26 protein-coding genes and 5 pseudogenes are annotated in these 25031 nt (G+C 60.6%); 13 read left to right on the top strand and 18 right to left on the bottom strand.

The features are described from left to right. Positions 1–114: 114 nt before the first annotated feature. Positions 115–498 (top strand): hypothetical protein, encoded by a 384-nt coding sequence (locus tag ACEN42_RS39820; protein ID WP_371884554.1) that lies wholly within the window; start codon positions 115–117, stop codon positions 496–498. 146 nt (positions 499–644) lie between these two features. Here ACEN42_RS39820 and ACEN42_RS39825 read toward each other — a convergent pair whose 3' ends face one another. From ACEN42_RS39825 to ACEN42_RS39855, 7 genes are all read right to left on the bottom strand, one after another. Next, positions 645–1019 carry a hypothetical protein gene (locus ACEN42_RS39825; protein WP_371884555.1) on the bottom strand — a complete coding sequence of 125 codons (375 nt, stop codon included), beginning with the start codon at positions 1017–1019 and terminating at the stop codon, positions 645–647. 183 nt (positions 1020–1202) lie between these two features. Continuing rightward, on the bottom strand, positions 1203–1334 hold the full coding sequence (locus tag ACEN42_RS39830; RefSeq protein WP_371884556.1) for a hypothetical protein: 132 nt from the start codon (positions 1332–1334) through the stop codon (positions 1203–1205). A gap of 61 nt (positions 1335–1395) precedes the next feature. Then, positions 1396–1983 carry a hypothetical protein gene (locus ACEN42_RS39835; RefSeq protein WP_371884557.1) on the bottom strand — a complete coding sequence of 196 codons (588 nt, stop codon included), beginning with the start codon at positions 1981–1983 and terminating at the stop codon, positions 1396–1398. Positions 1984–2240: 257 nt separating this feature from the next. Further along, positions 2241–2855, bottom strand: coding sequence for a hypothetical protein (locus ACEN42_RS39840; protein WP_371884558.1), 615 nt, complete (start codon positions 2853–2855; stop codon positions 2241–2243). A 555-nt stretch (positions 2856–3410) separates the two neighbouring features. Beyond that, a complete protein-coding gene (locus tag ACEN42_RS39845; protein ID WP_371884674.1) occupies positions 3411–3974 on the bottom strand; it encodes an ATP-binding protein in 564 nt (187 codons plus the stop codon). Positions 3975–4677: 703 nt separating this feature from the next. Next, positions 4678–5103: a CBS domain-containing protein gene (locus ACEN42_RS39850; RefSeq protein ID WP_371884559.1), complete on the bottom strand. Its 426-nt coding sequence runs from the start codon at positions 5101–5103 to the stop codon at positions 4678–4680. A gap of 72 nt (positions 5104–5175) precedes the next feature. Next, a complete protein-coding gene (locus tag ACEN42_RS39855; RefSeq protein WP_371884560.1) occupies positions 5176–5637 on the bottom strand; it encodes a PRC-barrel domain-containing protein in 462 nt (153 codons plus the stop codon). Between the two features lie 760 nt (positions 5638–6397). Between ACEN42_RS39855 and ACEN42_RS39860 the strand changes: the two are divergent. After that, positions 6398–6639 (top strand): annotated as a pseudogene (locus ACEN42_RS39860) (CBS domain-containing protein); the annotation flags it as partial. Between the two features lie 385 nt (positions 6640–7024). Beyond that, positions 7025–7261 carry a hypothetical protein gene (locus ACEN42_RS39865; protein ID WP_371884561.1) on the top strand — a complete coding sequence of 79 codons (237 nt, stop codon included), beginning with the start codon at positions 7025–7027 and terminating at the stop codon, positions 7259–7261. A gap of 66 nt (positions 7262–7327) precedes the next feature. On the opposite strand, the gene ACEN42_RS39870 is transcribed toward ACEN42_RS39865, so the two are convergent. From ACEN42_RS39870 to ACEN42_RS39880, 3 genes are all read right to left on the bottom strand, one after another. After that, a complete protein-coding gene (locus ACEN42_RS39870) occupies positions 7328–7696 on the bottom strand; it encodes a PRC-barrel domain-containing protein (RefSeq protein WP_371884562.1) in 369 nt (122 codons plus the stop codon). A 291-nt stretch (positions 7697–7987) separates the two neighbouring features. Beyond that, positions 7988–8137, bottom strand: a complete 150-nt coding sequence (locus tag ACEN42_RS39875; RefSeq protein ID WP_371884563.1) for a DUF6496 domain-containing protein — start codon at positions 8135–8137, stop codon at positions 7988–7990. A gap of 283 nt (positions 8138–8420) precedes the next feature. Further along, complete coding sequence (locus ACEN42_RS39880; protein WP_371884675.1) at positions 8421–9782, bottom strand: hypothetical protein; 1362 nt, start codon at positions 9780–9782, stop codon at positions 8421–8423. Positions 9783–10642: 860 nt separating this feature from the next. Between ACEN42_RS39880 and ACEN42_RS39885 the strand changes: the two genes are divergently transcribed. The 3 genes and pseudogenes from ACEN42_RS39885 to ACEN42_RS39895 all read left to right on the top strand — a co-directional run. After that, on the top strand, positions 10643–12637 hold the full coding sequence (locus ACEN42_RS39885) for a protein-L-isoaspartate(D-aspartate) O-methyltransferase (protein ID WP_371884564.1): 1995 nt from the start codon (positions 10643–10645) through the stop codon (positions 12635–12637). A 298-nt stretch (positions 12638–12935) separates the two neighbouring features. Then, positions 12936–13969, top strand: a pseudogene (locus ACEN42_RS39890) (glycosyltransferase family 4 protein). A 9-nt stretch (positions 13970–13978) separates the two neighbouring features. Beyond that, positions 13979–14119: pseudogene (locus ACEN42_RS39895) on the top strand (hypothetical protein); the annotation flags it as partial. Here the strand turns inward: ACEN42_RS39895 and ACEN42_RS39900 are convergent. Further along, complete coding sequence (locus ACEN42_RS39900) at positions 14069–14356, bottom strand: hypothetical protein (RefSeq protein ID WP_371884702.1); 288 nt, start codon at positions 14354–14356, stop codon at positions 14069–14071. The pseudogene ACEN42_RS39895 and the gene ACEN42_RS39900 overlap by 51 nt on opposite strands. Positions 14357–14418: 62 nt before the next feature. On the opposite strand from ACEN42_RS39900, the gene ACEN42_RS39905 reads away from it, so the two are divergent. The 4 genes from ACEN42_RS39905 to ACEN42_RS39920 all read left to right on the top strand — a co-directional run bounded on the left by ACEN42_RS39905 (position 14419) and on the right by ACEN42_RS39920 (position 16288). After that, positions 14419–15039: an HAD hydrolase family protein gene (locus tag ACEN42_RS39905; protein ID WP_371884676.1), complete on the top strand. Its 621-nt coding sequence runs from the start codon at positions 14419–14421 to the stop codon at positions 15037–15039. Between the two features lie 207 nt (positions 15040–15246). Further along, positions 15247–15741 carry a hypothetical protein gene (locus ACEN42_RS39910; protein WP_371884565.1) on the top strand — a complete coding sequence of 165 codons (495 nt, stop codon included), beginning with the start codon at positions 15247–15249 and terminating at the stop codon, positions 15739–15741. A 54-nt stretch (positions 15742–15795) separates the two neighbouring features. Next, a complete protein-coding gene (locus ACEN42_RS39915) occupies positions 15796–16032 on the top strand; it encodes a hypothetical protein (protein ID WP_371884566.1) in 237 nt (78 codons plus the stop codon). 34 nt (positions 16033–16066) lie between these two features. Then, positions 16067–16288, top strand: coding sequence for a DUF2795 domain-containing protein (locus ACEN42_RS39920; protein ID WP_371884567.1), 222 nt, complete (start codon positions 16067–16069; stop codon positions 16286–16288). Positions 16289–16461: 173 nt separating this feature from the next. Here the strand turns inward: ACEN42_RS39920 and ACEN42_RS39925 are convergent, their stop codons facing one another. After that, on the bottom strand, positions 16462–17007 hold the full coding sequence (locus ACEN42_RS39925; RefSeq protein ID WP_371884568.1) for a DUF4142 domain-containing protein: 546 nt from the start codon (positions 17005–17007) through the stop codon (positions 16462–16464). Positions 17008–17326: 319 nt separating this feature from the next. Here ACEN42_RS39925 and ACEN42_RS39930 point away from each other — a divergent pair, with 319 nt between their 5' ends. After that, complete coding sequence (locus ACEN42_RS39930) at positions 17327–17605, top strand: hypothetical protein (protein ID WP_371884569.1); 279 nt, start codon at positions 17327–17329, stop codon at positions 17603–17605. Here ACEN42_RS39930 and ACEN42_RS39935 read toward each other — a convergent pair. Continuing rightward, positions 17568–18098, bottom strand: a pseudogene (locus ACEN42_RS39935) (IS630 family transposase); the annotation flags it as partial. The gene ACEN42_RS39930 and the pseudogene ACEN42_RS39935 sit on opposite strands and share 38 nt — an antisense overlap. Positions 18099–18170: 72 nt before the next feature. On the opposite strand from ACEN42_RS39935, the gene ACEN42_RS39940 reads away from it, so the two are divergent. Further along, positions 18171–19196, top strand: coding sequence for an IS110 family transposase (locus tag ACEN42_RS39940; protein ID WP_371884570.1), 1026 nt, complete (start codon positions 18171–18173; stop codon positions 19194–19196). A gap of 263 nt (positions 19197–19459) precedes the next feature. Here the strand turns inward: ACEN42_RS39940 and ACEN42_RS39945 are convergent. From ACEN42_RS39945 to ACEN42_RS39965, 5 genes and pseudogenes are all read right to left on the bottom strand, one after another. Next, positions 19460–19921: pseudogene (locus ACEN42_RS39945) on the bottom strand (IS630 family transposase); the annotation flags it as partial. Between the two features lie 560 nt (positions 19922–20481). Continuing rightward, positions 20482–20763, bottom strand: a complete 282-nt coding sequence (gene hfq, locus ACEN42_RS39950) for an RNA chaperone Hfq (protein ID WP_371884571.1) — start codon at positions 20761–20763, stop codon at positions 20482–20484. A 71-nt stretch (positions 20764–20834) separates the two neighbouring features. Then, positions 20835–21755 carry a tyrosine-type recombinase/integrase gene (locus ACEN42_RS39955; RefSeq protein ID WP_371884572.1) on the bottom strand — a complete coding sequence of 307 codons (921 nt, stop codon included), beginning with the start codon at positions 21753–21755 and terminating at the stop codon, positions 20835–20837. Then, complete coding sequence (locus ACEN42_RS39960; protein ID WP_371884573.1) at positions 21682–22815, bottom strand: phage integrase family protein; 1134 nt, start codon at positions 22813–22815, stop codon at positions 21682–21684. Before ACEN42_RS39960 ends, ACEN42_RS39955 begins: the two co-directional genes overlap by 74 nt. 369 nt (positions 22816–23184) lie before the next feature. After that, on the bottom strand, positions 23185–23565 hold the full coding sequence (locus ACEN42_RS39965; protein ID WP_371884574.1) for a type II toxin-antitoxin system VapC family toxin: 381 nt from the start codon (positions 23563–23565) through the stop codon (positions 23185–23187). 77 nt (positions 23566–23642) lie between these two features. Here ACEN42_RS39965 and ACEN42_RS39970 point away from each other — a divergent pair, with 77 nt between their 5' ends. Beyond that, positions 23643–23804, top strand: coding sequence for a hypothetical protein (locus tag ACEN42_RS39970; RefSeq protein WP_371884575.1), 162 nt, complete (start codon positions 23643–23645; stop codon positions 23802–23804). Positions 23805–25031 lie beyond the last annotated feature (1227 nt).

The following is a 25031-nucleotide window of genomic DNA, read 5'->3' on the forward strand; positions in this document are numbered from 1 at the left end:
AGATAGGCTCTCAGCGCAGAATTTCAAGTAGCTGCGGTGAAATTTCGCCGCTTGAATTGCGCCGACCGAGTCCCTATTCTTGACGACGCGCCTGACAGATGATGGGAGGATACCGTGGAGTTCGAGAACGATTGGCTGACGCTGGGCCGGCACCGGCTCCGGCTGCGCGCGACGAAGGGTTTCCCGACAGAGACGATGCGCACGGCGGTCGAAGTGATCCGGCTAGCGATCGACAACAACATGAGCGCCCGCGCGCGGCTGGTCGAAGTGGTACTTCAACCGGAATCTGCATACGAGATTGCGGTGGGCACGACGTTCGCCGACGACCGGTTATGCGCCCCGCACCTAGAGGCGGCGATCGCGACGGTCTTGGGCCTGCAGCCCGCGCAGATCAATCTCTCCGTGACCGCGGTCACCCAGGAAGAAGTCAATCTGCACTTCGGTGTCTACGAAAGAATGCTGGCGGAGAAGCTGGGCGTCGTGCCGCCACTGCAGTAACGCGCACAACTTTGCGCTTCCAATGTTTTTCAGGCTGTCCCCAGCTAGCCTGGGAGGCGCCAGGGAACGACTTCTCTATCCGCAGCCGAGTGACAGCGAAAATCGAACGAGCGACGGGTCGGCTCGGCCCGCACATCGGAGCCTCTCTACCAAACTGGAAAAACGATGTCTGGCTGCGGCGAAAACTGAATGCCTGATTTGGGGCATGTCACGCGCCCCCTGACCACGACCCGCTGGTCCAGGTAGGGAAGCAGAAGAGTCGGGGCTGGCGCGCCGCGTTCGCCGAGCAGGATATCGGTAATCACCTTGTTATTGCAGGGCGAGCTCGCGGGCCGATCCAGAAGGATCGTTGTAGACTCGCCCGGCGCATACTGCCCGTTGCTCCGCTGGATAGTCCCGGTAATCCAGATGTCGTCCTGCAGAGGCAAAGTCTTAACTGGCGAACTGGCTGCAAGTGCGTCGTTTGACCAGAAAACGGCCGCGGCAGCCGCGATCGCAAGTGCTATCCGTCGCGTGTTCATGACCAAGACCTCCCTACTTACGCGTTTTGCTCGCGAACACCGCCGCGTATGCAACGATCACAGGCGCGCCCCCGGCAGCGCCCCGTTCAATTAAGTTATCCTCATGGCATCGACTGCACTTATTGATCGACGTCAATCGCGTCGCCGGTTCGGAGGTCAGCCTTGTCGCCGGTCGAACCAATATTAATGCGTAGAAAGGTGCCGATGCTGGTCGACCAGTAGACTGGAGGGTAGACCATCGAACAGTCCCGAGAGCTGCCGCTGCATGCGCTCGAGGTCGGCAAAGAAATTTGTTCCGAAGTAGACGTCACTCATGATCGAATCTCCTCACGCGGGAGGATGTCAAAGAGAGTGAACCAAACCGTGGGACGTCAGTTCACGCCGCTCGGTACGCACTCGGCGAGTTTGCAGCTGCAGAAGGCTTGGTCAACCAGGCGAGTTTCTCAACCGAAAATTCTTCGTTGAGAACAGCAACTCTGACCTGTGCCAGGCAGTGCGCTCCCTCGTCCGTCCATCGCATTTGTTGCTTCTTCGCCATGCGATGGCTGACTACCTGGTTCACCGCGGACTCGGCAATGCTACTGCTGATCGGTAGCCCCTTGTGATAGCGCATGCCATAGTTCATCAGCGTACCGGCATTGTTCTCGATGTAGAAGTACAGGCGGCGCAGGTTCCAGTACAACGTCGAGAACTCATAGCCTTCCTTCGCCAACAGCGTGGCATCGAGGGCCTCGATGCGGGACACCGATTGCCGGCCCTTTCCATGCCAAACTAGCCACTTGGCGTGATCGATCTCCGTCTCTGCAGCGATTCGCTCGTGGGGCACTATCGTCTGGCTTCCTAAAACCGAGTTCTTGGCAGCCTTGAACTTCATCGCGATGTGAAACCAGTCCAGGACCCTTCCCCTGGCGAGCTGGCTGCCGTCCACAGCCTTGCCGAATTCGCCAGCGTCATCGCTGATCACGGTAACTCGTTCGTCTGGAGCCACGCCGCTTGCAAAGAGAAATTGGTCCAGCCGTGCGGGCGCCGATGGCACCAGCTTATGCACCTACGCGTAGAGACGCGGGGTGCGATCTGCAAGAGTTGCACGACCTGCCACGACGTTGACATGTCGATTCCGCGTCAACTTCTGCGCCCAAGGTGATGTCAGCTCCGCAAGATCGCGCGCCGCCTTGCGGCTCTTGGGGCTGCTGCTGAAGCTCAGCCACGCCGAGTCGACGCTCACGCAGCCGACGGTGGTCGACTCGCGAACCTGCTCTGCGCTGACCGCTTTTGGTCCAGACGCGATATCGCGCTGGATCTCGCGTCCAGCGCGCTACCGACGGCGAGGATTCGACGGCGAGTACTACCGAAGGAAATTCCTTTGTCCAGCGGAAGGACCTCTCGAAGCAGCTCAGTGGCCTGACGGTAGGGTAGATGCGCGGCCCACTTGGCCTGAAGGTACTCCAATTCCGGCGTCACACGCTGGTGAACGGCCTTGCACAGCGGGCTCACGGAGCGGCGCGGTTGCCCTGGCTTTGCCGCGCAGCTGCACGCCCACAGCCTCGGACTCGGGACGTCGACCTTGCCAAACACGGTTCGCAGCACGATCGACCGGGCGTCCTTGTGTGCCAGCACCGAGCCGCAACGGTGGCATGCCATTTGGCTTTGCAGCCACCCGGAAGTCTGCTCGGACACCAAAAACGATTGAACCTCGGCGAGCAAGGCGCGACCTTCGGCAAGCGTGAGTCCCAAGTCGGTGAGGCTGCGGTCTTTTCGTTCCACCACAGCAACAATCGTCGCTTCAGTCTCACTCGTTTCCCCGCCCTCTAGGCGAGCCTCGATGATCAGTCGCATAACAACTCCGATCGGGTGGCAACGTCGCCAGCGTAGCTGAAACGGCCAGCGTGCCGGCCGGGCTCGCTGACCTCTTTTCGTTGGCTTCGCAGATTCCACGCGCCAGATCCGATCGGGTACGACGCCGTCACGCCGTCTATGACGGCGGTCAAGCCGACCGAAATGGCCTCGCACGGTTTGGTTCACTCTCTTTGACATCCACGACCAACACCGCATCAGGCTCGGCCGGCTGTTTGACCCGCCCCGGCATCCCTCCATCGGAGTTGGTCGTCGCCAATGCACTACGGCAATGCCTGCCCGAATTTCTCGTGAATTGCGCCAAAACCAATTTCTTCGCGAAATTCATCACCGAAAGGCAGGACCCTGACACCTTCGAGATATTCCGACCGGCAACATAACCCCAAGACTGTGCCAAACTCGGCACTCTCGAGTTAAAGTTTTCGAGAAGCGCTGCGATCGAGCGTACCCGCGAGGCAGAAAGCGGTAGATAGTTTGGAATGGGTGCAGCACCTCTGACGAAGCGCTTTCAGTTATCTGCGGCAATCTGCGGCAGGGTTACCCAATGGCCTGATCAGGACATCGCCGCGTTGCTGAACCGGATGGGGATGCGGACGAGCCAAGGTTGCCGATCGCGACGCGAGGCAAGCTGCATCGACGCGGCACACCGTTTGCGGCGATCTCAGCAAGCGAAGACAATCCGCCGGAGGCGCCTACTGCGGGTCGGAATCCAGGGATCCAATTCGGCGTTCCGCGGCAAATCATTGTTTCAGGGAGAAAAATGTCATGGCGAATGCTCTGCATAACTGGATAGTTATCGGCAGCAACGCGTACGACGAGTACACTTTCGTACCATGGCTGCACAAGAATGTATATCGGCGAACGGTCCCTCTTAGCGGGATCTGCATCCAATAGGCCCGGACAAAACGAGTCCGACCATGCTGGGTGTTCTTGGCCTACGAAACCAGCCTGAACGAAAGGATCGAAGATGTGAGGCAAATCGCGTGCGGGAACCCCGATCTCGATGTCCTCCACGAGCAACATCGCCGCATGCTGTACAAGTTGAATCCCGACGCGGATGTCGCCGCCATCAGCCGGATATTTGATGGCGTTGTCGAGCAGATTGAAGACGACCGGTGAGCCGCGTCAGATCACCATCCACACGAACGTGCTCGCTGGCGAGACCGACTGACCGTCGACGCCGCCGCGCATCAGCGAGCGGCTGGGCTCCTCGACGCGTCGAGCAGGCCATCAACGAGATCGGAAAGGTACGGCTTTGCCGTTCAACGATGCCCCTGCTTCCACTGGATCTGCGGTGGCAGACTTTCCAAGTCGCGTGCGTCGTTACGGATCGGTACCAGCGGGTTCCGGCCTTCGTGGGCCAGGATCGCCAAAAACACGTCCTTGCGCCGACCCGCCTCCGAAAGGGCACCTTGCAAGCATACCGACGAAGGAATCAGTCGCGCGTATCCGAGACCGGTAGCACACGGCGGCGCTGCGCTAGAAGCGAACAGACGCTTGGTACCGTCGGTACTTATTGACGCTGCGAATAAGCTTGTTGGTGTTGACTAATCCGTCGGGATCTCATGCTCACCTGTGACCGCATCGCACGCTCCTTGAAGGTTCGACATGCGCCGCGTGCGAAAAGAAAGCAAACGCGGCGCTGTCGGCGGCACATTATTTCCTGTCGTACCGCGCTGCTGGCCGGGTTCCCGCTCCGGCTAGCCGACATCCGGCACATCAGCCGGCCGATGAGGCGGCGGTGCATTCGTCGGAGGCGCTTCAGGGATAGTCGGATCTGACATGCGGTTGCGTCCTGTCGCGTTCAGCGGTCCGGCTTCGACGGCGCCGATACCGCCGCTATAGTCGAAGAGATCTGCCCGTCCGCGTTCGTTGCGATATCTCCGATCGCGATGATCCCGATTAGATGCTTTTGATTGTCGACGACCGGCATACGTCTGATCTGTTCTCGGGCCATTCGTTCTTGCACATCCGCGACATCGTCAGTTTCAAAGCACCAGGCGACCGGCTCACTGAGAAGCGATTCGATCGGAGTGTCGACGCTCGCTCCAGCGGAAACGCCGCGCACTACGATATCGCGATCCGTCAGCATGCCGACGAGCTTTTCTCCATCGCAGATCGGCAGGGCGCCGACGTTAAGCTCATCCATAATCTTAGCTGCCTGCCGCATGCTCTCCGTCGGACCGAGAGTAACCGCATCGCGTGTCATCACTTCAGCTACCGAGGTCATTTGATTCCTCCTATAGTACGGGCCCGGAACTTTGGGCAGCACTCATACAGACGGCAATGTTTGAATCCACCGTCAAACGTCCCCGACGCCAGTGCCGATCCCTCCGCGACCCGTCCAATAAGGCTCACGATTGTAGTATTGGTGAAGGTTCGTGCCCCACTGTACGTCTGCCATTGAAGGCCAGTTATCCTTGTCAAATCCCGGCTCGTTCTTGATTTGCTCGGCGGTGAGATTGACGCGGAAACACTTTTCTGCGGTATCGAGCGTCAATGCGTTCCATGGAATGGCGTGAAGCTTGGTGCCCATACCGAGAAAACCGCCTTCGGACAGCACAGCGTAGGCGATCCGTCCTCCCCGCACGTCGAGCATGATGTCCGAAATTTTGCCGATATCTTCGCCGTCGGAGGAGCGAACCTGATTGCCATCCAGCGTAGCGGCTGCCATGATTTCCGGCCCCGGTCCTTCTCCCACACCGCCACCCACAATGTCTGCGCCTTGGCCGCCTGCGCCTGTTGTCGGATTCTGTACGGTCATGATTTTCCTCCTCGATGGGATACCCTACTGTGGCGCAACCGCCGTACCCACCGCGGCGCGGCGGTAAATGCGAGCAGATGCTGGCTCAGCGTCGGTACTTATTGACCACTGCGACGCTAGGTTCACGACTTTCCTGAACCGCGTAATCGCTTGAGAGCAAGGATCGCTGCGGCAGGCATATGGCCGCGCCGAAGCCAAGCAGCACGATCAGCCACCCCGGCGTCGGAAAGTCAAGCGTATGCGCACGCATCGCGCCGAATGCCAGGCCGACTGCGACCAGAACGAGATGTGCACTGTGTCGTTTGCCTGTCCCGCGAGTAAACGCCGGAATCTCGTAGTGCGTATAGCAGACGACTGCGCAACTGAGCGCGGCCGCGATGAGCGCTTGCCATGGAATCACGGTCTAATATCCCGGCGGCAGAGCGTTCTTTCCTGCGTCGAGGGCAGTGCATTTTCCGATGGCTCATGCGTTGGTTTCACGCTTTGATCCAGTTGCGTCTGCTTTGTACCGGAAGAGTCATTGCCGTCGACGGGCGCATCTTGGCAGTCGGTACGGGAAGTGCTGGGGACGGACTTGTCCGTGCTAGCCGGATCGGGTTCGCGTTGCACGATGGCTCCCTTGACGCTGAAGTCGACGCAGTTGATATGCGCGGGCGGCTCTCCTGAATGTAGCAAACATCACACCCGCGGGCGCCCTGCCCTCTAGCCAACGGCCGGCTCGCTGTGGACTGGCCTTGTTGAAGGAATGCTCAAGCCGGGTCCCGACGCATCCGTGCAAGAGGTCGTCACAGAGTCCGTCAACTGGTGCTTCGAAGACGACGACCTCAGCGACGTCCAAAAGAAAATGGAAGACGCTCAGATTCGAAGGGTGCCCGTTGTCAATCGTGACAAGCGTCTGATAGGTTAGGTATCCTCGCCCTAGGCGATCTCGCTACTAGCGCCGAAGGTGATGCAGCGTCCACGTTATCCTCCGTCTCATCGCCGTCCGAACCCAAGCGTTAAAGCGTCGGTTCGGTGAAATCCGTGAGGTGAGAGCATGTCCGATGCCATCCCGAACAATCCAGTCAGCTTGCAATCATTCTTGTAATTTTTGTCGATTACCGCAGGGAGCAAACGCAATTCAGAAACCGGTGCGGGGACAGCTCCGGATATGCAGCATCGGCACCGACAGCCTCGACGATCATCGCAAACAAGTTTTCCCGTGGTCCGTCGAGCGGCGCCCCTGCAGCAGCAAGCCACTGATCCTACAACGCGCGTCGTTTTCCGGCTGCAGCGGTCGGCGATGCCGCGTCAGTCCTACGTCGTGGTGTTCAAAATACTGGCTCTGCAGAAAATTCGTGAAACTGTTTTCGACTATCCGGTTTGACCCTTCTGGAGAAAATGAACGATGCATCGCTATCAGCACGGCGACGTTGCTATAGAAGCGTCAGTTGAAAGAGAAGGAAATCTGTATGTCGCCAAAGTGTTCATTCTCGAAGAGGATGGCGAGTCAACGTCACTGGGCACGTTTGGCTACTTCGCAAGCTCCGACGCTGCGTACTCTTTTGCAATGCGGTGCGGTGTGGCGTTCGTTGAAGGAGAGGCGCTGCCGCGGCCGCCGTGCCAAACTCTCTCTCCTCGCTAACTTGCAAAGACGCTTTGTAGAACATCGCATTTTTGAGCAGCTACAGCTACCGGGACCGTTAATGGTTTAACAGTCAAAAAGTATGCCTTTATTTGCCGACATTAGACAGGTCCAATGCGCCAACGGCGCTAGGACAATCGCCACAATGAGAGCGAGCGCGATGTCTCCGACCGCGCTGTCACTCCAAGGGATGGCATGTAGCTTGGGCCGTACGCCAGGGAGACCGCCTTCAGACAGGATCGCATATGCGATCCTCCCGCTGCGTACTTCCAGCATGATGTCAGAGACTTTTCCTATTTCTTCGCCCTCTGCTGAATGGACCGAAATGCCGGCGAGCGTGGCCGCTACCGTTATCTCTGGTCCAGGGCCTCCGCCGATTTCGCCGCCCAAGACGTTCGCGCCCGCTCTGCTCAAATTTACGTCGTCTGCGCTCATTTTGTCGCTCCGAAAGAAGGCAAACGGAAATTGCTGGCGCGCAAGCTCCGCGCCAGCAATAGGTGGAGTTCAATATTCATGCGATGGCATTCCGCCGATTTGAGGCGGCTCTTTCGCAGCATTGCGGGGCAGTGCATATCAGGAGCGAATCTGGCACCACAGCAGCCCCGACAGTCGGACCGCCGGCTGAGTGGCGCCGGTCGGGGTGAGCAGGTTAATTGGCATGATGATGCACGTCGCTTCTTACCGGTTCCTTTGGCGGAAATCGATCGTTCGTCGGGTCGGCGGCTTTTACTTGTCCTTCTTTGGTATCTTTTTTCCCGACTTCCGAGCTTCGTTTAACGCGATAGCGACCGCCTGCTTTTGCGGCTTCCCATGCTTCACTTCCGTCTTCACGTTCTTTGAGACCGTATCGCGAGATGTACCTTTCTTTAATGGCACGATGTTCTCCTCTAGGGAGGTAGGAAAGTGAACTAGAAGGCAGCATAGGCCGTGCCTTGGCGGCTAGCACATCGACGAAAAGGTTCCTCCAGGCGCGAGCCCGTGGGCGATGTGACCCGTGCAAATTTTACTGTCCGGCGGTTCTTTTTATCTGCCTGCAGCGTGGTGAATTCGGGAGTCGCATGCAGCCGAAGCAATTGCTGCTGAAATCGTAGCGACACACGGACAGGCGGTAAGTCTTGTGACCAGCATGGCCTGAGCAAAATCGCGTCGTTCGCAAATTCTATGCCGGCATACTGGCGCACAAGGACATCCAGGACTCCGGACATTGCGCCCAAGTGAACGCCCTTTTTCGCGCTGCCCCTCCTCGGCATGAAATCTGTCGCGTGTGCGGCCTTAAATACCGTAGCGAAAGCTCCTTGTCAGACGGCGCGATCGCGCCTGCGCAAACGACTTTTGACAAGGTCGACTCCTGCGTGATGCGCGCAAGATAGTAGTCGATCGTGCGTCTCGCAGCGGCCTCGCTGAATTTGTAGCCTGCGTTGCGCAGCAGAGCAACGACGCGTCGCTGGCCGAGTAGGTAAAACAGCATCAGTACATCGGGCTGCTTGACGATCTGCCATGCATCGACAGTGTCACCGTTGCGCTCGGAAGCCCAATCGGTTCGCTGGTATGGCGGTGTTGCCTGTCTCGGGTTGTGATAGCGGCGCAAACTATCGAAGCCTTCGAACTGCTCAATTACATCGTTTTCGGTTAAGGGCACAAAGAGTAGTTTCGCGATCTCTGCCCAGCGCCGCGGTTCGTCCTTGCCCAATGCAATCCGGCAGGCGAGCGCGGCATAATCCGCTTTTGACAGGCGCTCGAGCGCTTCGCATGCAGTGAGGAGCGTCCACATCGCCATGACATTGGTGTAAGCGTTGTTATCAAGTCCACGCGATGCGGCGTAAGGATACGCGTTGTGATCAGCCAGCGCTGTTTCGACGGGATCAAGCACAAGCGGATCGCGCGATGTATGTACCGTGACTGTTTTGGCGATGGTCACCGTCCCGCCTTCGTCCACGCGCGAGCAAGAGGATCGGAAGCAGGCTTGTTCATCGGCCCAGCTGTGAACGGTGTCGGAATTGTCTCGGTTTTGACAGTGAACTTTCGTGCGCGTGCCAAGCGCGATATCCACGCTTGCGCCCGTTAGCTTTGCTGTCAGCACCAGCATGCCGTCCGGTCCCAAATGGTGAACGAGCTGGCCGAGATGCCGACCGCCAAACTGTTGTTCTCTTTCATTGATCGAATTGCGAACCGCGCCGTCGATACCATCGACGACTTCGAGCTCACCACTCCAGTCGCAAGCGGTGACCCGCCACATGATGACGAAGATTGAAGGACTCGCGAAACTCGTGAACCGGATTTCATCGATGCGCGTCGTCACATCTTCCTCTCGCAGCACGAGCGTGCGCAAGACGCGCGCATTGCGCGTGTCAAGGGCCTGCCGGTAGCAAAGCACTTCGGCTGTGTCGGTGCCAAGCCACGTCCCACCTGCGCGTCTGACTGCGAGCACGCTCGCATCCGGCAGACGCGGCACGAACGTCTCGCGCACGGGCTCGCCCTCAGTTTCGCTCGACAGCGAGTTATATAAACCCGCGCGGTATATGCCGGGATAGTGCGTATGGGATCCGCTTGCTTCGCATTCTTCGGCGACGCGACGCGTGTAAGCCGCTGCTCTGGCGCACTGCTTCGAACAAAAAGTAGCCCGTTACCGAGCCCGAGCATCGATTCCCGGCGCAGTTCGTCGGCACCATCGTACCGATTGAACGAAACGCGCTGCGGATTTGCTCCATCCGAGAGGCTGTACCACGGAGGCTTATTCACTATTCGTCAATGGTTTCGACCGTCAGTCTGGACGCGAGTGAATCAATCTCGTCACGCGTCGGAAGGACGACACGAACTGGGCGCCCGTCGCGCCGGTCTTCAACCGCTGTGCTCTGAGAATGTCCTCAAGCTCACATTCCTAGCGCCCGTTGCGTGATCGTACTGGCGTACAAATGCAGCGGGCCGTAAGTCGCGGCAAAAAACGGTATCGGGCATGTTCGGGCGGTTTCGTGCCGGGCGGATCTCCGATCGGACGCGGCGCGCCATCTGGTGGGACCGGATCGGGTTCGCTGTCTGGCGGCAAGGGCGGATCTGGATCCACATCAGGCGCGTGCATTTGTCTGTCCAAGTAGTGATCGAAATTCATAGGGTTACCCTTTCTACTTCAATGGCCTTTCGGCGCGCATAAACCGTGCCGAAACCAGTGAGCTTGGCGCATTGCCGGCAAAACGCATTGGAAGCTGGGAAACGGCGCACTGCAATTTCGATGCGTAGCCCTCGCCGCCCGCGCTTGGCTGTGAGCCTAATGGAACCTATTGCCTTTTCATTATTTTCGACCTCAACCAGCGGAGGATGAGGCATCGGACAATGGGACCACCGTTTGCTTCCGTGTCAATCTCTGCCCTTCAGACCGAAAAGACTATGGATTCCTTTTCAAAAGCCCGAGACCAAATGGTCGAGCGCCAACTGAAGGGACGCGGCATTACGAGCGTCCGGGTGCTCGAATGCATGCGCACGTTGCCACGGCATGCTTTCGTCGCTCCGGAGCTTGCCGAGTTTGCCTATGAGGACAGCCCCCTTCCCATCGCGGCGAATCAAACCATTTCGCAACCTTACATCGTCGCACTGATGCTCGAGACAGCAGCCTTGCAGCCAGATGACAACGTCCTCGATATCGGCACCGGCTCGGGGTATGCAGCGGCGATTGCAGCCTGTATCGCATCACGGGTGGAAACGATCGAGCGCCATCGAAAACTGGCCGACGATGCACGCGCGTTGCTTTTGGCGATCGGCGTAACGAACGTTACCGTGCATCATGCGGATGGCACTGTGGGTCTGCCCGAACAGGCGCCCTTCGATGCGATTCTCGCTGCGGCCGGCGGTCCCGATATTCCGCCCGCTTGGCGTGAACAGTTAAAAATCGGCGGACGGCTGATCATGCCGGTGGGCGATGCGCGTGAAGCGCAGCGTCTTGTCAAGCTAACGCGCATTAGTAATGAAGGTTTCGAGCAAGAAGATCTCGGCAGCGTGATGTTCGTGCCGTTAATCGGCGCAGCTGGTTGGAGCGAGGAGCCGGATGTTCAACCGACCCAGCCCGACGTAGCGAAGCCGGCATTACGTTCCTTGCCTGAGCTAATACGCGCCTCGGCCGTACGTCTACCTACGTTGGACGCCCCGGATTTCGCAGCAGCCTTCGATCGATTTGCCGACAAGCGCGTGGTATTGCTCGGCGAAGCAAGCCATGGGACCGCCGAATTCTATGAAGCGCGTGCCGCGGTCACGCGACGTCTGGTCGAACGGCATGGCTTTAACATCATAGCGGTGGAGGCCGACTGGCCCGACGCCGCGATCATCGACGAGCATGTGCGCGGGCGCCCGAGCGCGCGGCCCGAGGCTCGACCGTTCCGGCGCTTCCCCACATGGATGTGGCGCAACGCCGAATTCTCGGCGTTCGTCGCTTGGCTACGGCAGCACAATGGCGAACTTCCGGGCGAACGCCAGGCTGCTTTCTACGGGCTCGATCTCTATAGCCTCTCGGAGTCTATCGCTGCTGTGCTCGCCTATCTCGACGCCAACGATCCCGAAGCAGCCCGCATTGCTCGTGAACGCTACGGATGCCTTACGCCGTGGCAAAAGAACCCTGCGGTTTATGGCCGCGCAGCATGGCAAGCAGGCTTCGGCAAATGCGAGCAGGCCGTGGTCGCCCAGTTGCGCGATCTGCTGGAGAAGCGCCTCGCGTTACCCGTCAGTGACCCCGGCCTGCTCGACGCTACAAATAACGCCCGGCTCATTGCGTCCGCGGAGCAGTACTATCGCGCGATGTATAGCGGCTCGGCCGAGAGCTGGAATCTCCGAGACACGCATATGTTCAATACGCTGGAAAGCCTGCTCGACGCACGGGGCCCGGGTGCCCGTGCGGTCGTCTGGGCGCACAACTCGCATCTAGGCGATGCATCCGCAACGGAGATGGGCCGCGTACGCGGCGAACTTAACGTGGGCCAGTTGTGCCGCGAGCGCTTCGGCGATCAAGCGGCGTTGATCGGATTCGGGACACATACTGGAACGGTCGCGGCCGCGTCCGTCTGGGATGGACCGATGCAGACTATGCAAGTGCGTCCGTCGCGCGCCGACAGCTACGAATATCAACTCCATCTCGCTGGCGTAAGTCCGTGTCTCCTCAACCTTTGGCCGAATGGCGTCGAGGCGCTTCGCGAGGCACTAACAGAGAGGCGGTTGGAGCGCTTTATCGGCGTGATTTATCGGCCGGAAACCGAGTTGTATAGCCACTACGCTGAAGCCGAACTGCCGGCGCAGTTCGACGCGTTCGTTTGGTTCGAGAAGACCCGCGCGATCACTGCTATCGAGGCTTCGCAAGGAGTGCATGAGATGCCAGAGACGTTTCCCTTCGGATTGTGACGTCTTATTGGTCCCAACCCAGAGCTCAATGACATGGCGGGCCGAATCGGGTCTTGCGCATCCACAGTCGAACCCCAGCTTGGCCGTTTTACCGCCGCTATAAAGGAAACTATTTCACTAAAATGAATTGTTTCTTACGCGATATTCGACGGCTAGGTCAAGCAGGTTTTGGTAGAGTTCCTCCACTTGGTCTCGCGGTCATGTAAGTGTCCACCGGTTGATCCTCGATTCGATCTCGGGTGCGAGATGATCGCCGAAGTCGCCGAGATAGACGTTCCCGTCCATCACCACGACGTCGATGACACTTCGCTTCGGCGGTCTTCCCCGCTACGGTGGCATCGAGCGTGCCGTATCCTGGTTGACTGAAGAGCTTGTCAAAATGGGCCACGACGTCACTCCGTTCGCCAGCACGGATTCCCAAACGCGCGCGAAGCTCGTGGCGGGCGCGCCATACGCTGTGCGGCTCGTCGAGGACACTGCCGATCCGCAGGCCTTTCACTTCGCGATGCTCGAAGACGTAGTACGCGCATCGGGCCAGTTCGACATCGTGCATTTTCATACGGACTACATGGGCTTTCCGTACACGCGCCGGCTCGATGCCGCGCATGTCACGACGCTGCACTGGCGCCTCGATGTTCCTGGGCTCGATCCGCTCTACCGCCGCTTTGCCGACGTGCCACTCGTATCGATCTCGAACGCGCAGCGCGCGCCCTTGCCGTGGGCCGGCTGGATAGGCACCGTGCCGCACGGAATGCCCGCGACGCTGCTTCCATCCACGCTCACGCGGATGGCCATCTGGCATTCGTCGGGCGGATCGCGTCGTCGACGGGACCGGACGCTGCGATTTGTATCGCGCGGCGCGCGAACGTGCCGCTGAAAATCGCGGCGAAGATCGACGACGCCGACCGACCGTTCTTCGAGCGCGCGGTGGCGCCGTTCATCGATGCACCGTTCATCGATTTCCAAGGCGAACTCGACGACGCCGGAAAGCATCGTCTGCTCGCAGGGGCACGCGGCTTACTCTTTCCCATCGACTGGCCCGAGCCCTTCGGCATCGCGATGATCGGAGCGCTCGCGTGCGGCACGCCTGTTATCGCGTACGCGCGTGGCTCGGTGCCGGAAATCGTCGAAGACGGCGTGAACGGTTTTATCGTGCGCGATGCAGACGAAGCGGCCGATGCCGTCGCGCGTCTTTCGGACATCGACCGCCGCGCGTGCCGCGACGCCTTCGAACGGCGCTTCACCGCGGAGCGCATGGCGCGCGCTTACGTAGACATCTACGAGCGGCTGAGCCGCGCGCGCGCCGCGCGACGAACACTGACGGAGGCCTGAATGCGCTGCATGGTGCTCGCAAGCGATTGCGAGGGCGCACTTGCCCGCCACGGCCGCATCGACGATACGACGTGGGATGCCGTGTACCGGCTGCGTGCATCAGGGCGTCAAATCGCGCTCGTGACCGGCCGCGAGCTCAACGATCTGCTTAGCCTGTGCGATCGCGTCGATCGCTTTGCGTGCGTCGTCGCGGAAAACGGCGGCGTGCTCTATATGCCCGCCACGCGGGAGCGTACTTTGCTCGGTCCGCCGCCGCCCGCTTTCGTCGATGCGATGCGCCGCCGAGGCGTCAAACATCTCAGCGTCAGCGAAACGCTCGTCTCGACGTCGCGTCCCTACGATGAAGACGCGCACGACGCGATTCGCGAACTCGGGCTCGATCTGCACGTCGTCTTCAACGGCGATGCAGTGATATCCTCGCACCCGGCATTAGCAAGGCGAGCGGGCTCATCGCGGCGCTCGATGTGCTGTCGCTTTCGCCGCGCAACGCCGTCGGCGTGGGCTATGCGCAAAACGATCGTCCGCTGCTCGACGCGTGCAAGTTCTCGGCGGCGGTCGGGAACGCGCTCGGTGCGCTCAAGTCGCACGCGGATGTCGTGCTCGCGGGCGAGGACGGGCCTGGCGCGGTGGAACTGATCGATAGAATTCTCGCGGACGATCTCGCGAGCGTCGACGCAGCGCGTGCACGCGGCAGCGTGACGATCGGGCAACGCAACGACGTCACCGAAGCGCTGGCGCAATCGGGCACGGTCGCGCTGATCGCAGGGCGATCGGGCGGCGGAAAATCCACGCTGCTCGCCGGCCTGATGGAGCGGCTTTGCGCGGCGGGCTACCAGTTCTGCGCGCTCGACCCGGAAGGCGACTTCGAGGACATGGAGCAGGCGCTCATGATCGGCGATGGGGACTACGCGCCAAAAGGCGTGGACGTCATGCGCCTGCTACGCCAGCCGCGCCAGTCGGTCATTGCGAATCTGATGCAGCTTGCCTTCGATGAACGTCCTCTATTTGCGCCGCGCTGCTCGCACAGATGCAGTCGGCGCGCGCACTCACCGGCCGCCCGAACTGGATAATTTTCGACGAAGCGCATCAACTCTTCCCCGATGGCGTTAACGCCGCCGACGCCGCGTTGCCCGAGGAACTCGCCCCGGCGATTTTTTGCGCCGCGCATCCGGCGCGCATCTCGGCACGTCTGCTCGCGCGTGTGAGCGTGTTCGTCGGCGTTGGGGCCGGGCGCGGCCGATGTGCTGCGAGAATTCGCGCATGCCGAGAACATCGAGATGCCACGCGATATTCCCGTCGATATCCGCCTCGGCGAAGCAATCGTTTGGCGGCGTGAAGCCGGGAGCGAAGGCACATGGCGCGCAGTGCACGTTGTGCACTTCGAGCCTGCCAAGACGCAGCGCCGCCGTCACATGCGCAAGTACGCCGAAGGCATGCTGATTCCCGAGCGCAGCTTCTATTTTCGCGGGCCGGACGATCGGCTCAAGCTGCGCGCGCACAATCTCAGATTGTTTCTCGAACTCGCAGCGGGCGTCGACGAAGCGACATGGCTCTTTCATCTTCGGCGCGGCGATTATTCCGCGTGGTTCCGCGACGGTATCGACGACGGGGCTCTCGCCAACGAAGCCCGCGCCATCGAAGCCGATGCCGACCAGCCGGCGAAAGACAGTCTCGAGGCGATCACGCGCCTGATTCAACCTCGGTATACGCAACCCGAGAATCCTGTTCTGCCGAACGTACTTGCACCTAACGTGAAGCACGGTAGCCAATAAAGCTTCCCCGGCGGGCTCGTCGCTTTACCTGGACCGGCGCACAAGGAGTGCATCATGAAATCTTCCACCGCGCTGAAAGCCTCGCTGATCGCCGCACTGTCGGCAGGCCTCTGTCTCACCGCGGGCTGCAACCGCAAGAACATCGGCGCGGGCAGCGCGGCCAGCGACACGTCGGGCGGCCGCGCCCGCGTCGGCCAGATCCGCGGCAGCCGCGGCGGCTTCGCCGCGATGGCGAAAAGCGATGCGCCATCGTGCGCCAGTAATCGAGGACATCGGCACGACGACTGCTGATAGCAGACATCCCCCACCGAAGGAGCTTAGCGTCATGGCCAATGAAAAATCCTCTGGCGGTTCGAACAGCGTGTTCATCGAGATTCAGAAGGCGTTGAAAGGCGTCGACTATCCCGCCGACAAGCAGGCAATAATCGACACCGCGCGCAAGCACGGCGCAAGCGACGATGTGATGTCCGCGCTCGATGCGCTGCCAGATCAGCAGTTCCAAACGCCGGCTGAAGTCTCGAGGGCGGTCGGGCAGGAAGAGAGCTGACGTCGTGCCACGCGTTGGGCGGCGCACACGTATATGCACGTTGCGGCAGCAGCGCTCGGCGCGAACGCCCGGCGAGCGTGCCGCCACCCGCTCGAGTCGATCGGGTCGTGACTGCAGAAAACCGGCATCATGCCACTGTCTGTAGCCCGCGTTTGACGCGGGGCTTGGTTGAGTTACTGCACGCCCTTCTTTGCCGCGAGGTCCTGCGCCATCTTGAGGTGCTCCTGAATGGTCGGCAGCGCCTTCTGGGCGGCTTTCTTCAAGTCGGCGTTCTGTCCTTCCTCGGCTTCCTTCTGGAAAGCGGCGACCGCCTTCTGATGTCCCCCCACGCCGACCTTCCTGATGTACGTCTCGTCGAATTCTTTTCCTTTCAGCGGTTTCAACGCATTGATGACGCTTTCGTCGGAGTTGTCTTTCGGCACAGCAACGCCATGCGGCGCGGCCATCTTAAGCTGCACGGTCAGCTTGGTATGGTCAACCATCATATGATGCGCGAAGCTCTTCACGTCTTTGTCCTGGGATTGCTTCGTCGCGAGCTTGGCGGAGTCGATCTCGGTCGAGCTCGACTCGCTCGCCGCCTGCACGAACGCCTTGTCCACCGCAGGCAGATCGTTCGCCTGCGTGGTGCTCGCTGCTTGCGTCTGGGCAAGCGCGCCGGCAGGTACCGCAGCGACGAATGCCGAGACAAGCAGCGACAGCAAATCTACATTGCGCTTCATGGTTCCTCCTAAATCGTTTGCATGAACAGGCGCTTCCTCGAAGCAATTCGAATGCCCGCAGCGCGCAACTCGATGTCGGCGATAACGACCCGCTCGTTACCCTTGTTGGACGCCGGTATTGGACGTCGCGATGATCAGTGCCCGAGGCCGCAGCACTTCTCTAGCAGGCTACGCCTTTGAGGCCTGCAAACCAGCAAGCGCGCCCGACCGATCGAACCGGGCAAAGCGCGAAAGTCCAACGTGGTGTGCCGCCCGGCCAGGCCGCAAATCTTCACGGCGTGCTTGCGCAGCTTCGGTCCGCCGCAAGTCCGAATCACCCATGAGCAAGATCGCCGTGCGGGCGGCGCGCCAGCTCTACATCGAGTGGCGAGGCTCATCTCCCAGACGGGGGCTGCGGCGTTGCGTTGACATTGAAATGCGGAACTTCGACGGCTTTAGCGTGGCGAGAGCCATGCGTGGCTCGACTCGATTAGCAAGGGTGCCGATCGTTGCGCATCGCTCGCTTGCAGAAGCGGAAGTTGTGGAGCGCGGCTTATTTGACGTTTTCATAAATCATGACATCACCACAACGTTGCCTGAATCCAGCACGCGGCGATGATCGAAGGTCGGTGCTGAGCGCTTTTGAGTTTGTTGCGAGCAACGGTGTGCAACTCGTTGAGATTGTCGGGGCAGAAGTTCGCAATCGCATGACGCTTGAGCCATGCCCACAGGTACTCGACGGGATTGAGTTCCGGGCAATACGGTGGCAGAAAGGTGATCTGAATAAGGCCGTCGAGCGAATCCAGGTATTGGCGGACAATCGCGGCGTGGTGAGGCCTGGCACCATCCCAGATGATAAGCAGCGGCTGCTTCAGATGCGCTTTGAGCGCCTTGAGAAACTCGACCACCTGTTCCTTTTTTACGCTACCTTCGTACAACCGAAACAGGTAGTTCGTGCGACTGAGGCCCGCGATCGCCGACACGTGGTGCCAGTTGAAATGAAACTGGATAACTGGCGTTTGCCCCTTCGGCGCCCAGGTGCGCACCCGTGTGGGGCGCTCGCTGATGCCGGTCTCGTCGATAAAGACAATCAATCGGCCTTCGCGCTTGGCTAATGAGATGGTCACCCCCACCCTCCGAGCGGGTTACGCTGTGGGGTGTCTTTCTTTCTGGTGAGGGCCATCATGCAAGACGTGACGCTGGTTGGAATCGATCTGGGCAAACATTCGTTTCACCTTCACGGCCAGGACCGGCACGGTAAACCCGTGTTTCGCAAGAAGGTCAGCCGCAAGCAACTGGTCGAGTTCTTCGCCACGTTTCACGCCTGCACCGTGGTCATGGAAGCGTGTGCCGGGGCCCATCATATGGCCCGCAAGCTCGCATCGTTCGGGCATCAGGTCAAGCTCATCTCGCCCCAGTTTGTGCGCCCCTTCGTCAAGAGCAACAAGAATGATTTCGTGGATGCCGAGGCGATCTGCGAGGCGGCGTCGCGACCAGCCATGCGGTTTGTCACGCCGAAGACCGAATCGCAGCAAACCCTGTCCGCCCTGCACCGAGTACGTGAGTCGCTGGTGCGCGACCGCGTGAAGACGAGCAACCAGATGCATGCATTCCTGCTCGAATTCGGCATCAGTCTGCCCATCGGACAAGCTGTGATCAGGCGCTTGTCGACGGTACTCGCCGAGCATTCCCTTCCGCCGTCGCTGGTTTCCATTCTTGAGCGCCTGCACGCCCACTTCAAGTACCTGAGCGAACAAATCAATGAGATCGACCAGGAATTGGCCCGCCAGCTCGCTGCAGACGACCTCGGCCAGCGCTTGCTGAGCATCCCAGGTGTGGGCCCTATCACGGCGAGCGTGCTGGCCGCCGAAATGGGCGATGGCAAGCAATACGGCTGCAGCCGGGACTTCGCCGCCTCGATCGGGTTGGTGCCGCGCCAGTACAGCACCGGCGGTAAGTCCAACCTGCTGGGCATCAGCAAGAGAGGTGACAAGAACCTGCGCAGACTGCTGGTCCTGGGCGCAAGATCGTACATGCAGCGGCTCGATAAACACGCCGGCCGATTGGCCGACTGGGTCCGCGCGATGCTGACGCGGCGACACCCGAACGTGGTGGCCTGCGCTCTCGCCAACAAGCTGGCGCGCACCGCGTGGGCGCTGGCGACCCATCATTCGACATTCGATGCGGACTCGCCCGCCATGCCTGCCTGAACAGCCGCCCCCGCTTCCTGCTTTACCGAAGTCTACCCATCTGGTTTTGCGATAGCCTGAAATTTGATGACGTGAACGGTACATTGGCCTGACGAACAACCTGCCAAAAAAATTGGCTCTTGAAGCCGATTGGCTTTTCAGGATCGTCAGGCGCGATTCTCATCGTGGCGCGGGGAGATATCCCCACAACGACGCCGGATAGATTTAAGCAAGCCAACCACAACGTCAGAAATCAGGGTTGCAAAAACGGGGGTGACCATAGATTTTTTAAGCGCGGGCCAGGTGTGCCGCTTCCAGTGGCGCACCGCTTCTTCGTCGCGCTCGATTGCGCGCCGCTCAGGCTTCTGTGCGCTGAAACCAAGCGTCCCCAGAATGCGCCAGATTTGCGTTTGTCCGAACTCGACCCCATACATGCGTTTGATGAGCACGCCGACGCGCTTGAGCGTCCATAGCTCGGTGCCAAAGCCGTGTTCGGTCGGCTTCTGTAGCAATGCCTGCCGTAGCTGCGCCAATTGCTGCGCATCAAGCCGCGCTGGACGACCTCGACCCGGCACCGCACGCAGCGCATCGATTCCGCCTTCATCGAGTAACCGCTTCCATGTGTACACCGTCTGTCGGGCTACCCCCACGGCAAGTGCTACCTCTGCCGGACCTTTGCCCGCCAAAAGCATCCGGGCGGCCCGCAAACGCTTCTTCGTTGCCTCGTCCAACGGCTTCGTTGCCATGGCGCGCATCTCCGATCAATCCGTCAGAGATATAACGCGCCAGCATCGAATCGGTTGTCATGTTTTACGGAAAACTCATAGAGGTCGAAATCGACGCCTTCTACCGAAAAGGCGAACCGCCGCACGGCTTGCTCCAGATGATCGAGTATCTGGCACTCGTGCGGTCCTTGTAAGTGCTGCCCTGCTTGTTGACCGCCGAGAATCTCTGAAAATCGCTTGCTGCGTCACTGCGGACGACGGTCATTGCCTATAACAGAAGCAGGACAAGCACGTTTCAGTCGAGAAAGCAGGCATCGGATAGATGCGATATCCACAGGCTTGCGCACAGAATCTGTGGACAACCTCAGCAGCGGGGGCCTGTTTCGCCGTTGGCCGAGGATGTCCGCCTTGCGGCGCGCGAGAGGCCGCCTCGCGCTCAGCAGCGCTTGCAGCAGTAGTCAACCAGCATCACCGCCCACAATCCCGTCGTACCGCGGCCGACGTCCCTCGAACTCCCCTGGCGTCGCTCGCAGCGTCTAAACGCCATCGGGCACCTTGCGATCCACTGCAACGCCCCCCGCTTAACGTCGATCTCCCCTGGTGGGCTGAGGGTCCCGAGGCGTCGCTCGACGATCGTTCGTTCCTCGGTTCGCGATGACGTGCGATTCGCACACGGTCGACACCGCATGTTTGAAAACTGTCTGGATACCCGTCGGTGACTCGAGCGCAAGAACGTATTTGTCAAAGGACATTAGCTGGCCAGTCAGTTTGATCCCGTTGACCAGAAACACCCAAACGACTTTCTGTTCGCGCATCAGGGTGTTCGGGAAATCGGCTTGGATGTCGCTCGCATCGGTGGACATGGTGATACATCCCAATCTTTATCTCGCCGAACCGGCCCGTGGTTCGCTACGTCGCTCGAATGACGAAACTATTATCCTTCGTGCTCGGCATAGTAGCGCGCCGCGGCCTCAAGCATCCGTCGACGCTCCGCGCGTACATAGATGGAAGTCGTCTGCAACGACGCGTGTCCGAGAATCGCCTGGACCACATCCGTCGGCATCTCACGGGCGACGGCCCGTGTGCCGAACGTGTGCCGAAAAGCATGCGCCGACGTGTTCGCCAGTTGCACGAGCTCGTCCGTACTGAGCTCGGCCAGCGCGGCGGTCTCCCTGGTCAGGCGTTGCACCGCCGTGCGCACGAGCCGCCCCAGCGCATCGACCGTGTAAGGCGCGTCAGCCGCATCGGCATCATGTCGCTCAAGCGCGCTGCGCGTGCCGGGAATCCACTGCGGCGCAATCAGCGGCCCCTGTGCGCGCGGTGCGTCGAAGTCGCGGTTCCGGTCTTTCCAGTGTGCCCGCAGCGCGGCGATGGTCGCCCCGCTCACCGGCACGGTGCGTTGTTTGCGGCGCTTGCCAATAATGCTCAACATCCACACCACCGAGTTGCCGCGGCCGGGTTCGGGCGGGCTCGGTGTTACCTTTTGCCTCGTCGATTCCGACGACGTACTCCGCGACGCCCGCCGATCGTCGGTTGTCTCGGCGAGACGCAGATCCTCGCGACGCGCGAGCGCGGCTTCGGCGCGCCTGAGTCCGGAATCACCCATCAGCAAAATCGCCGCGCGCGCGGCACGCCACTGCCGGGCCTCATCATCGTCATGCGGGTCTCCGATACCGAAACCGTCGCAACGCGCATCGAGCGCGCGGCGCACCTGGGCCCAGAGTTTCGCCGACAGCGCGCGATGCACCTGCACCGACAATTCGCGCGTGACTGTCGCTGGTTCATGCACCGCGCTCCACGGATTGCCGGCGAGATAGCGGACCTCGACCAGCCACGCAAAGGCGGCCCGCAGCACCCGCACCGCGTAGGCCTGACTGTCGGCGGATAGACCTTCCGGCGCGAACGGGCGCCAGCGACCGCTGGTGCGGGGGCGCTTGGGTCCCGTAAAAGACGGCAACGGCGCCTTCAGGAAATCTTTGTACGCCTCGCAATCTTCGACCGTCAGCGACGACAATGCTTTTTGACGTACCACCACGCTCCACAAAATCAGCCGCTCGAGCTCGCGCGTGTAAGCGCGCAAGGGTCGTCGGCCGATCCCGGAAACGGTGCAGATAGGCATGCACCGCCGCGAGATCGTGTTCGGCGCGAATGAACGCAAAACTTGTCGCTCGATTGAAGCCCCTCGCGCCGGACAGGCCCGCCGGCACGGCGAGGTGCTCGAAGGGTGCCAGCCGCGGTTCATGGACATCGCCGCCAATGACGATGAAGGGATCGGCGCCTTGCACTTCGCCCGGCCTTTCACCCCTGCGTTCGCCCGTTACACCCGTCTCCGCTGGGACCAATGACGCGGTATCGACGTCGGCGGCGACGTTCGTCCCAAGCGTCGTCTCATGCCGCCGCAGCCACGCGACGATCGCTCGCGCGCGCAAGGCGCCGATGCGCGGCACCGAGCGCCACCAGCTGCCGCCGCGCGCATTGCAATAATCGATTAGCGCGCCAAGCGTGCCGATGCCCTCTCCGTTCAGGCGCTGTGCGATCAGCGGCCGGAACCACAGGTGCACCGGATGCGTGACGAGCGGCACGGCCGCTGCCAAGGTCGATGCCTGCTCGACCATGCGCAAGGTCATCGCGGTGAGCTTCGCGCTGCCGTGCTGTTTGATCGACGCCTTCAGATGATCGGCCAGGACCGACGAGCCGTGCAGCAAGGCAAGATGGACCAGGTCATCGCGCATCGTGCCCAAAAACCGCTCCATCGCATCGGCGCTGGCCGCGTGCGGGGAACGCTCGGGGTCGTAGTAGAGACGCGCGATGGTCGCGACGGGCAGGCGCTGCACGAACGCGCGCAGCGCAGTGAAGTCGGTGCGCGTGTAAGTGCGCGGCGGCGGCAGGGTCAGCCGTTGCGGTTGATTAGCCATGGTGATACGCCCTCTCAGGCGAAACCGCGAACCTGAACGAGTCCCATCGCGTGGCTCGATGCGGTGAGCCTTTACGGGAAAACACAGTGAGCCGATACGGGAGCTTGTCTCGTCTGTTTTCGTGTCGCCGACGGTACTGCCCTCCGTCCCGCAGCATGCGCGAGCGGGATGACGGCGGCGAGGACATCGGCCGGCGGGCGGCGTCCGACACAATCCGTTTGACCACGGCATGGCATTCCGCCCGGCTGCCGACGGCTGCCCTCCGCGACACCGAACGCAGCGGCACCGGACTTAGCCACAGCCGGGCCGGCACCCGCACGCTAAGTTTCGCCCGTCGCGGCGGTGACCATTTGACTATCAGCGGCGGGGTCACGTTGAAGGTGCCATGTTGAGGGTGCTCGGCGCCACTGTCTTATGCGGGATGACAAGGCGCAGCCCCGGCAGATCCGCGAAGTCGGCGCCGTTCAGGGTCATCAGCGCGTAGCTGTGCTCAATCGCTTGCGCGGCGATCCACAGATCGTTATATCGGGGCCGCGGCGAACGACCCGACTGCTTGACCGCCGCTGCAAGGATGCCGAATGCCGCCGCCGTGTGCCGCGAGACCTCGAGAATCGGCCGCCGCTCGAGTTGTTGAAGGTACGCCGCGCGCCCTGCCCGCTCGACCGGATCCGCACACGCCTGCACGCCGAAGCCCAGTTCGCCCAGCGAGATCACCGAGATGAAGACGGGCGCCTCACCGGCCAGATCCATGCAACATCATCTCGGCCACCGACCTGGCGCGACAAACTCGCCAAATCCTTGACGCCGTCGCGCGTGACGGCGAGACGGTGATCATCGAACGCAACAACACGCCGGTCGCGCGTCTCGTGCCGCCTGAACCCGTCATGACCGCCGCCCAGGCGCTTGCCGGCCTGCCGACGCACTTCACGCCGCAGCAGGCCCAGGCCTGGCTCGAAGGGAGCCGGGCGGAGTTCGATGTTAGCCATTAAACGATTCACTGCTAATGAGAACTATCAGACAAAGCGAGTCGATAGTGAATCCGCAAAATGGGGAGACTGATGCGCATCTCGGCTGACGCAGGTTGTGGACGCGGCGTCGGCGGAAGCGCGCGAATGGTCCGGCGGTCGTGATGGGCGTTTTCGTTTGAAGCGGGAGACTGCCCTAGCGCAGCGGGTCGGGACAACCCCATTCCCCCGGGCCGCTGGTTGACGCTCCATTGGCTCGCGGCATCGTGAAACGGCCACCTACAATTTTCACATTCCGGCGCCATTCTTCGCCGCTTCCACCATTCGTCGCATGGCCGGACGCCAGGAAGTCGTGCCGGAGTTTTACGCCCTATCGACGCTACGCTTAAAAGGGGCGCCATGACTGCGTCAGGGCCCTGGTAGTTTTCCAATCAACATTTGCGGCCAGCGAGTGGACGCGTCAGCAAGGATAGCTGCGCATCTGCTTCTCCGAAGCCGGTGATGCAACCCTGAATAGCCGGAGCGGCTTCTGCGACACCGGCGACCACTGCGACCTCGCCAGCCGTTCTTTCAACTGGTCCCATGTGTCCTGTCGTCAATTTCGCCTGCAAGCGCCGAGTGACGTATCCCTGCAGTCGGTACGCCACGCGGAAGACCATTGCTCGAAGGGAAAGTCACCTCCCCTTCATTGAAGGTCGACAATTACAACCTCATCCCCACGTGGGCGGGTGCCGGGTCGGGCGTATTCTCTAATGTGTTTATCGAGTTGATGACACGGGCGCTTCAACCAGTGCTTTTTCTTTGTCTACATCATGCCCGCCAACGACACGCGCCATCTCGGTTCGTGATAGCTCTTCCTCATGATGCAAGTCAACGATAGTCAGTGTGCTCATTTCGATTCAACCTTTAGAAGTGATGTGGCGGCAGGGCCGGGACTCTCAGTGAGCGGGTTCAACCCACGCTCGCTGACGACTACACATTTTCTGTGCCAAGCGCCAAGCAGGCGAGTGAATCGTCTAAGATACTGTTTAGAAAGGGAGATTTTTCGACTTCATTCGAACGCGTCAAGTCGCAGAACTGAAAGTGTGCGATTTCACCCGACACACGTGGAAGCCTTGTTCGTCGTTTGATAACAGTCCATTAATGTGGCTGAAGAGCCGTGGTCGGCCTACCACCGCATTCGCCGTGGTCGCCAAGGCACTACGTCCGCAGTCGAAGCCATGGTACAGCCGGCAAGGCGCCATGGCTTTC

The sequence above is a fragment of the Caballeronia sp. S22 genome, assembly GCF_964261745.1.
GTDB lineage: Bacteria > Pseudomonadota > Gammaproteobacteria > Burkholderiales > Burkholderiaceae > Caballeronia > Caballeronia jiangsuensis.

Coding starts and splice junctions, on each gene's coding strand:
- ACEN42_RS39940 (WP_371884570.1), top strand. CDS start 18,171: ATGCAAGACGTGACGCTGGTTGGAATCGATCTGGGCAAACATTCGTTT.
- hfq (WP_371884571.1), bottom strand. CDS start 20,763: ATGTCCACCGATGCGAGCGACATCCAAGCCGATTTCCCGAACACCCTG.
- ACEN42_RS39840 (WP_371884558.1), bottom strand. CDS start 2,855: ATGCGACTGATCATCGAGGCTCGCCTAGAGGGCGGGGAAACGAGTGAG.
- ACEN42_RS39825 (WP_371884555.1), bottom strand. CDS start 1,019: ATGAACACGCGACGGATAGCACTTGCGATCGCGGCTGCCGCGGCCGTT.
- ACEN42_RS39885 (WP_371884564.1), top strand. CDS start 10,643: ATGGATTCCTTTTCAAAAGCCCGAGACCAAATGGTCGAGCGCCAACTG.
- ACEN42_RS39865 (WP_371884561.1), top strand. CDS start 7,025: ATGCATCGCTATCAGCACGGCGACGTTGCTATAGAAGCGTCAGTTGAA.
- ACEN42_RS39920 (WP_371884567.1), top strand. CDS start 16,067: ATGGCCAATGAAAAATCCTCTGGCGGTTCGAACAGCGTGTTCATCGAG.
- ACEN42_RS39910 (WP_371884565.1), top strand. CDS start 15,247: ATGCCACGCGATATTCCCGTCGATATCCGCCTCGGCGAAGCAATCGTT.
- ACEN42_RS39850 (WP_371884559.1), bottom strand. CDS start 5,103: ATGACCTCGGTAGCTGAAGTGATGACACGCGATGCGGTTACTCTCGGT.
- ACEN42_RS39965 (WP_371884574.1), bottom strand. CDS start 23,565: ATGGATCTGGCCGGTGAGGCGCCCGTCTTCATCTCGGTGATCTCGCTG.
- ACEN42_RS39855 (WP_371884560.1), bottom strand. CDS start 5,637: ATGACCGTACAGAATCCGACAACAGGCGCAGGCGGCCAAGGCGCAGAC.
- ACEN42_RS39960 (WP_371884573.1), bottom strand. CDS start 22,815: ATGGCTAATCAACCGCAACGGCTGACCCTGCCGCCGCCGCGCACTTAC.
- ACEN42_RS39830 (WP_371884556.1), bottom strand. CDS start 1,334: ATGAGTGACGTCTACTTCGGAACAAATTTCTTTGCCGACCTCGAGCGC.
- ACEN42_RS39915 (WP_371884566.1), top strand. CDS start 15,796: ATGAAATCTTCCACCGCGCTGAAAGCCTCGCTGATCGCCGCACTGTCG.
- ACEN42_RS39930 (WP_371884569.1), top strand. CDS start 17,327: ATGAGCAAGATCGCCGTGCGGGCGGCGCGCCAGCTCTACATCGAGTGG.
- ACEN42_RS39925 (WP_371884568.1), bottom strand. CDS start 17,007: ATGAAGCGCAATGTAGATTTGCTGTCGCTGCTTGTCTCGGCATTCGTC.
- ACEN42_RS39870 (WP_371884562.1), bottom strand. CDS start 7,696: ATGAGCGCAGACGACGTAAATTTGAGCAGAGCGGGCGCGAACGTCTTG.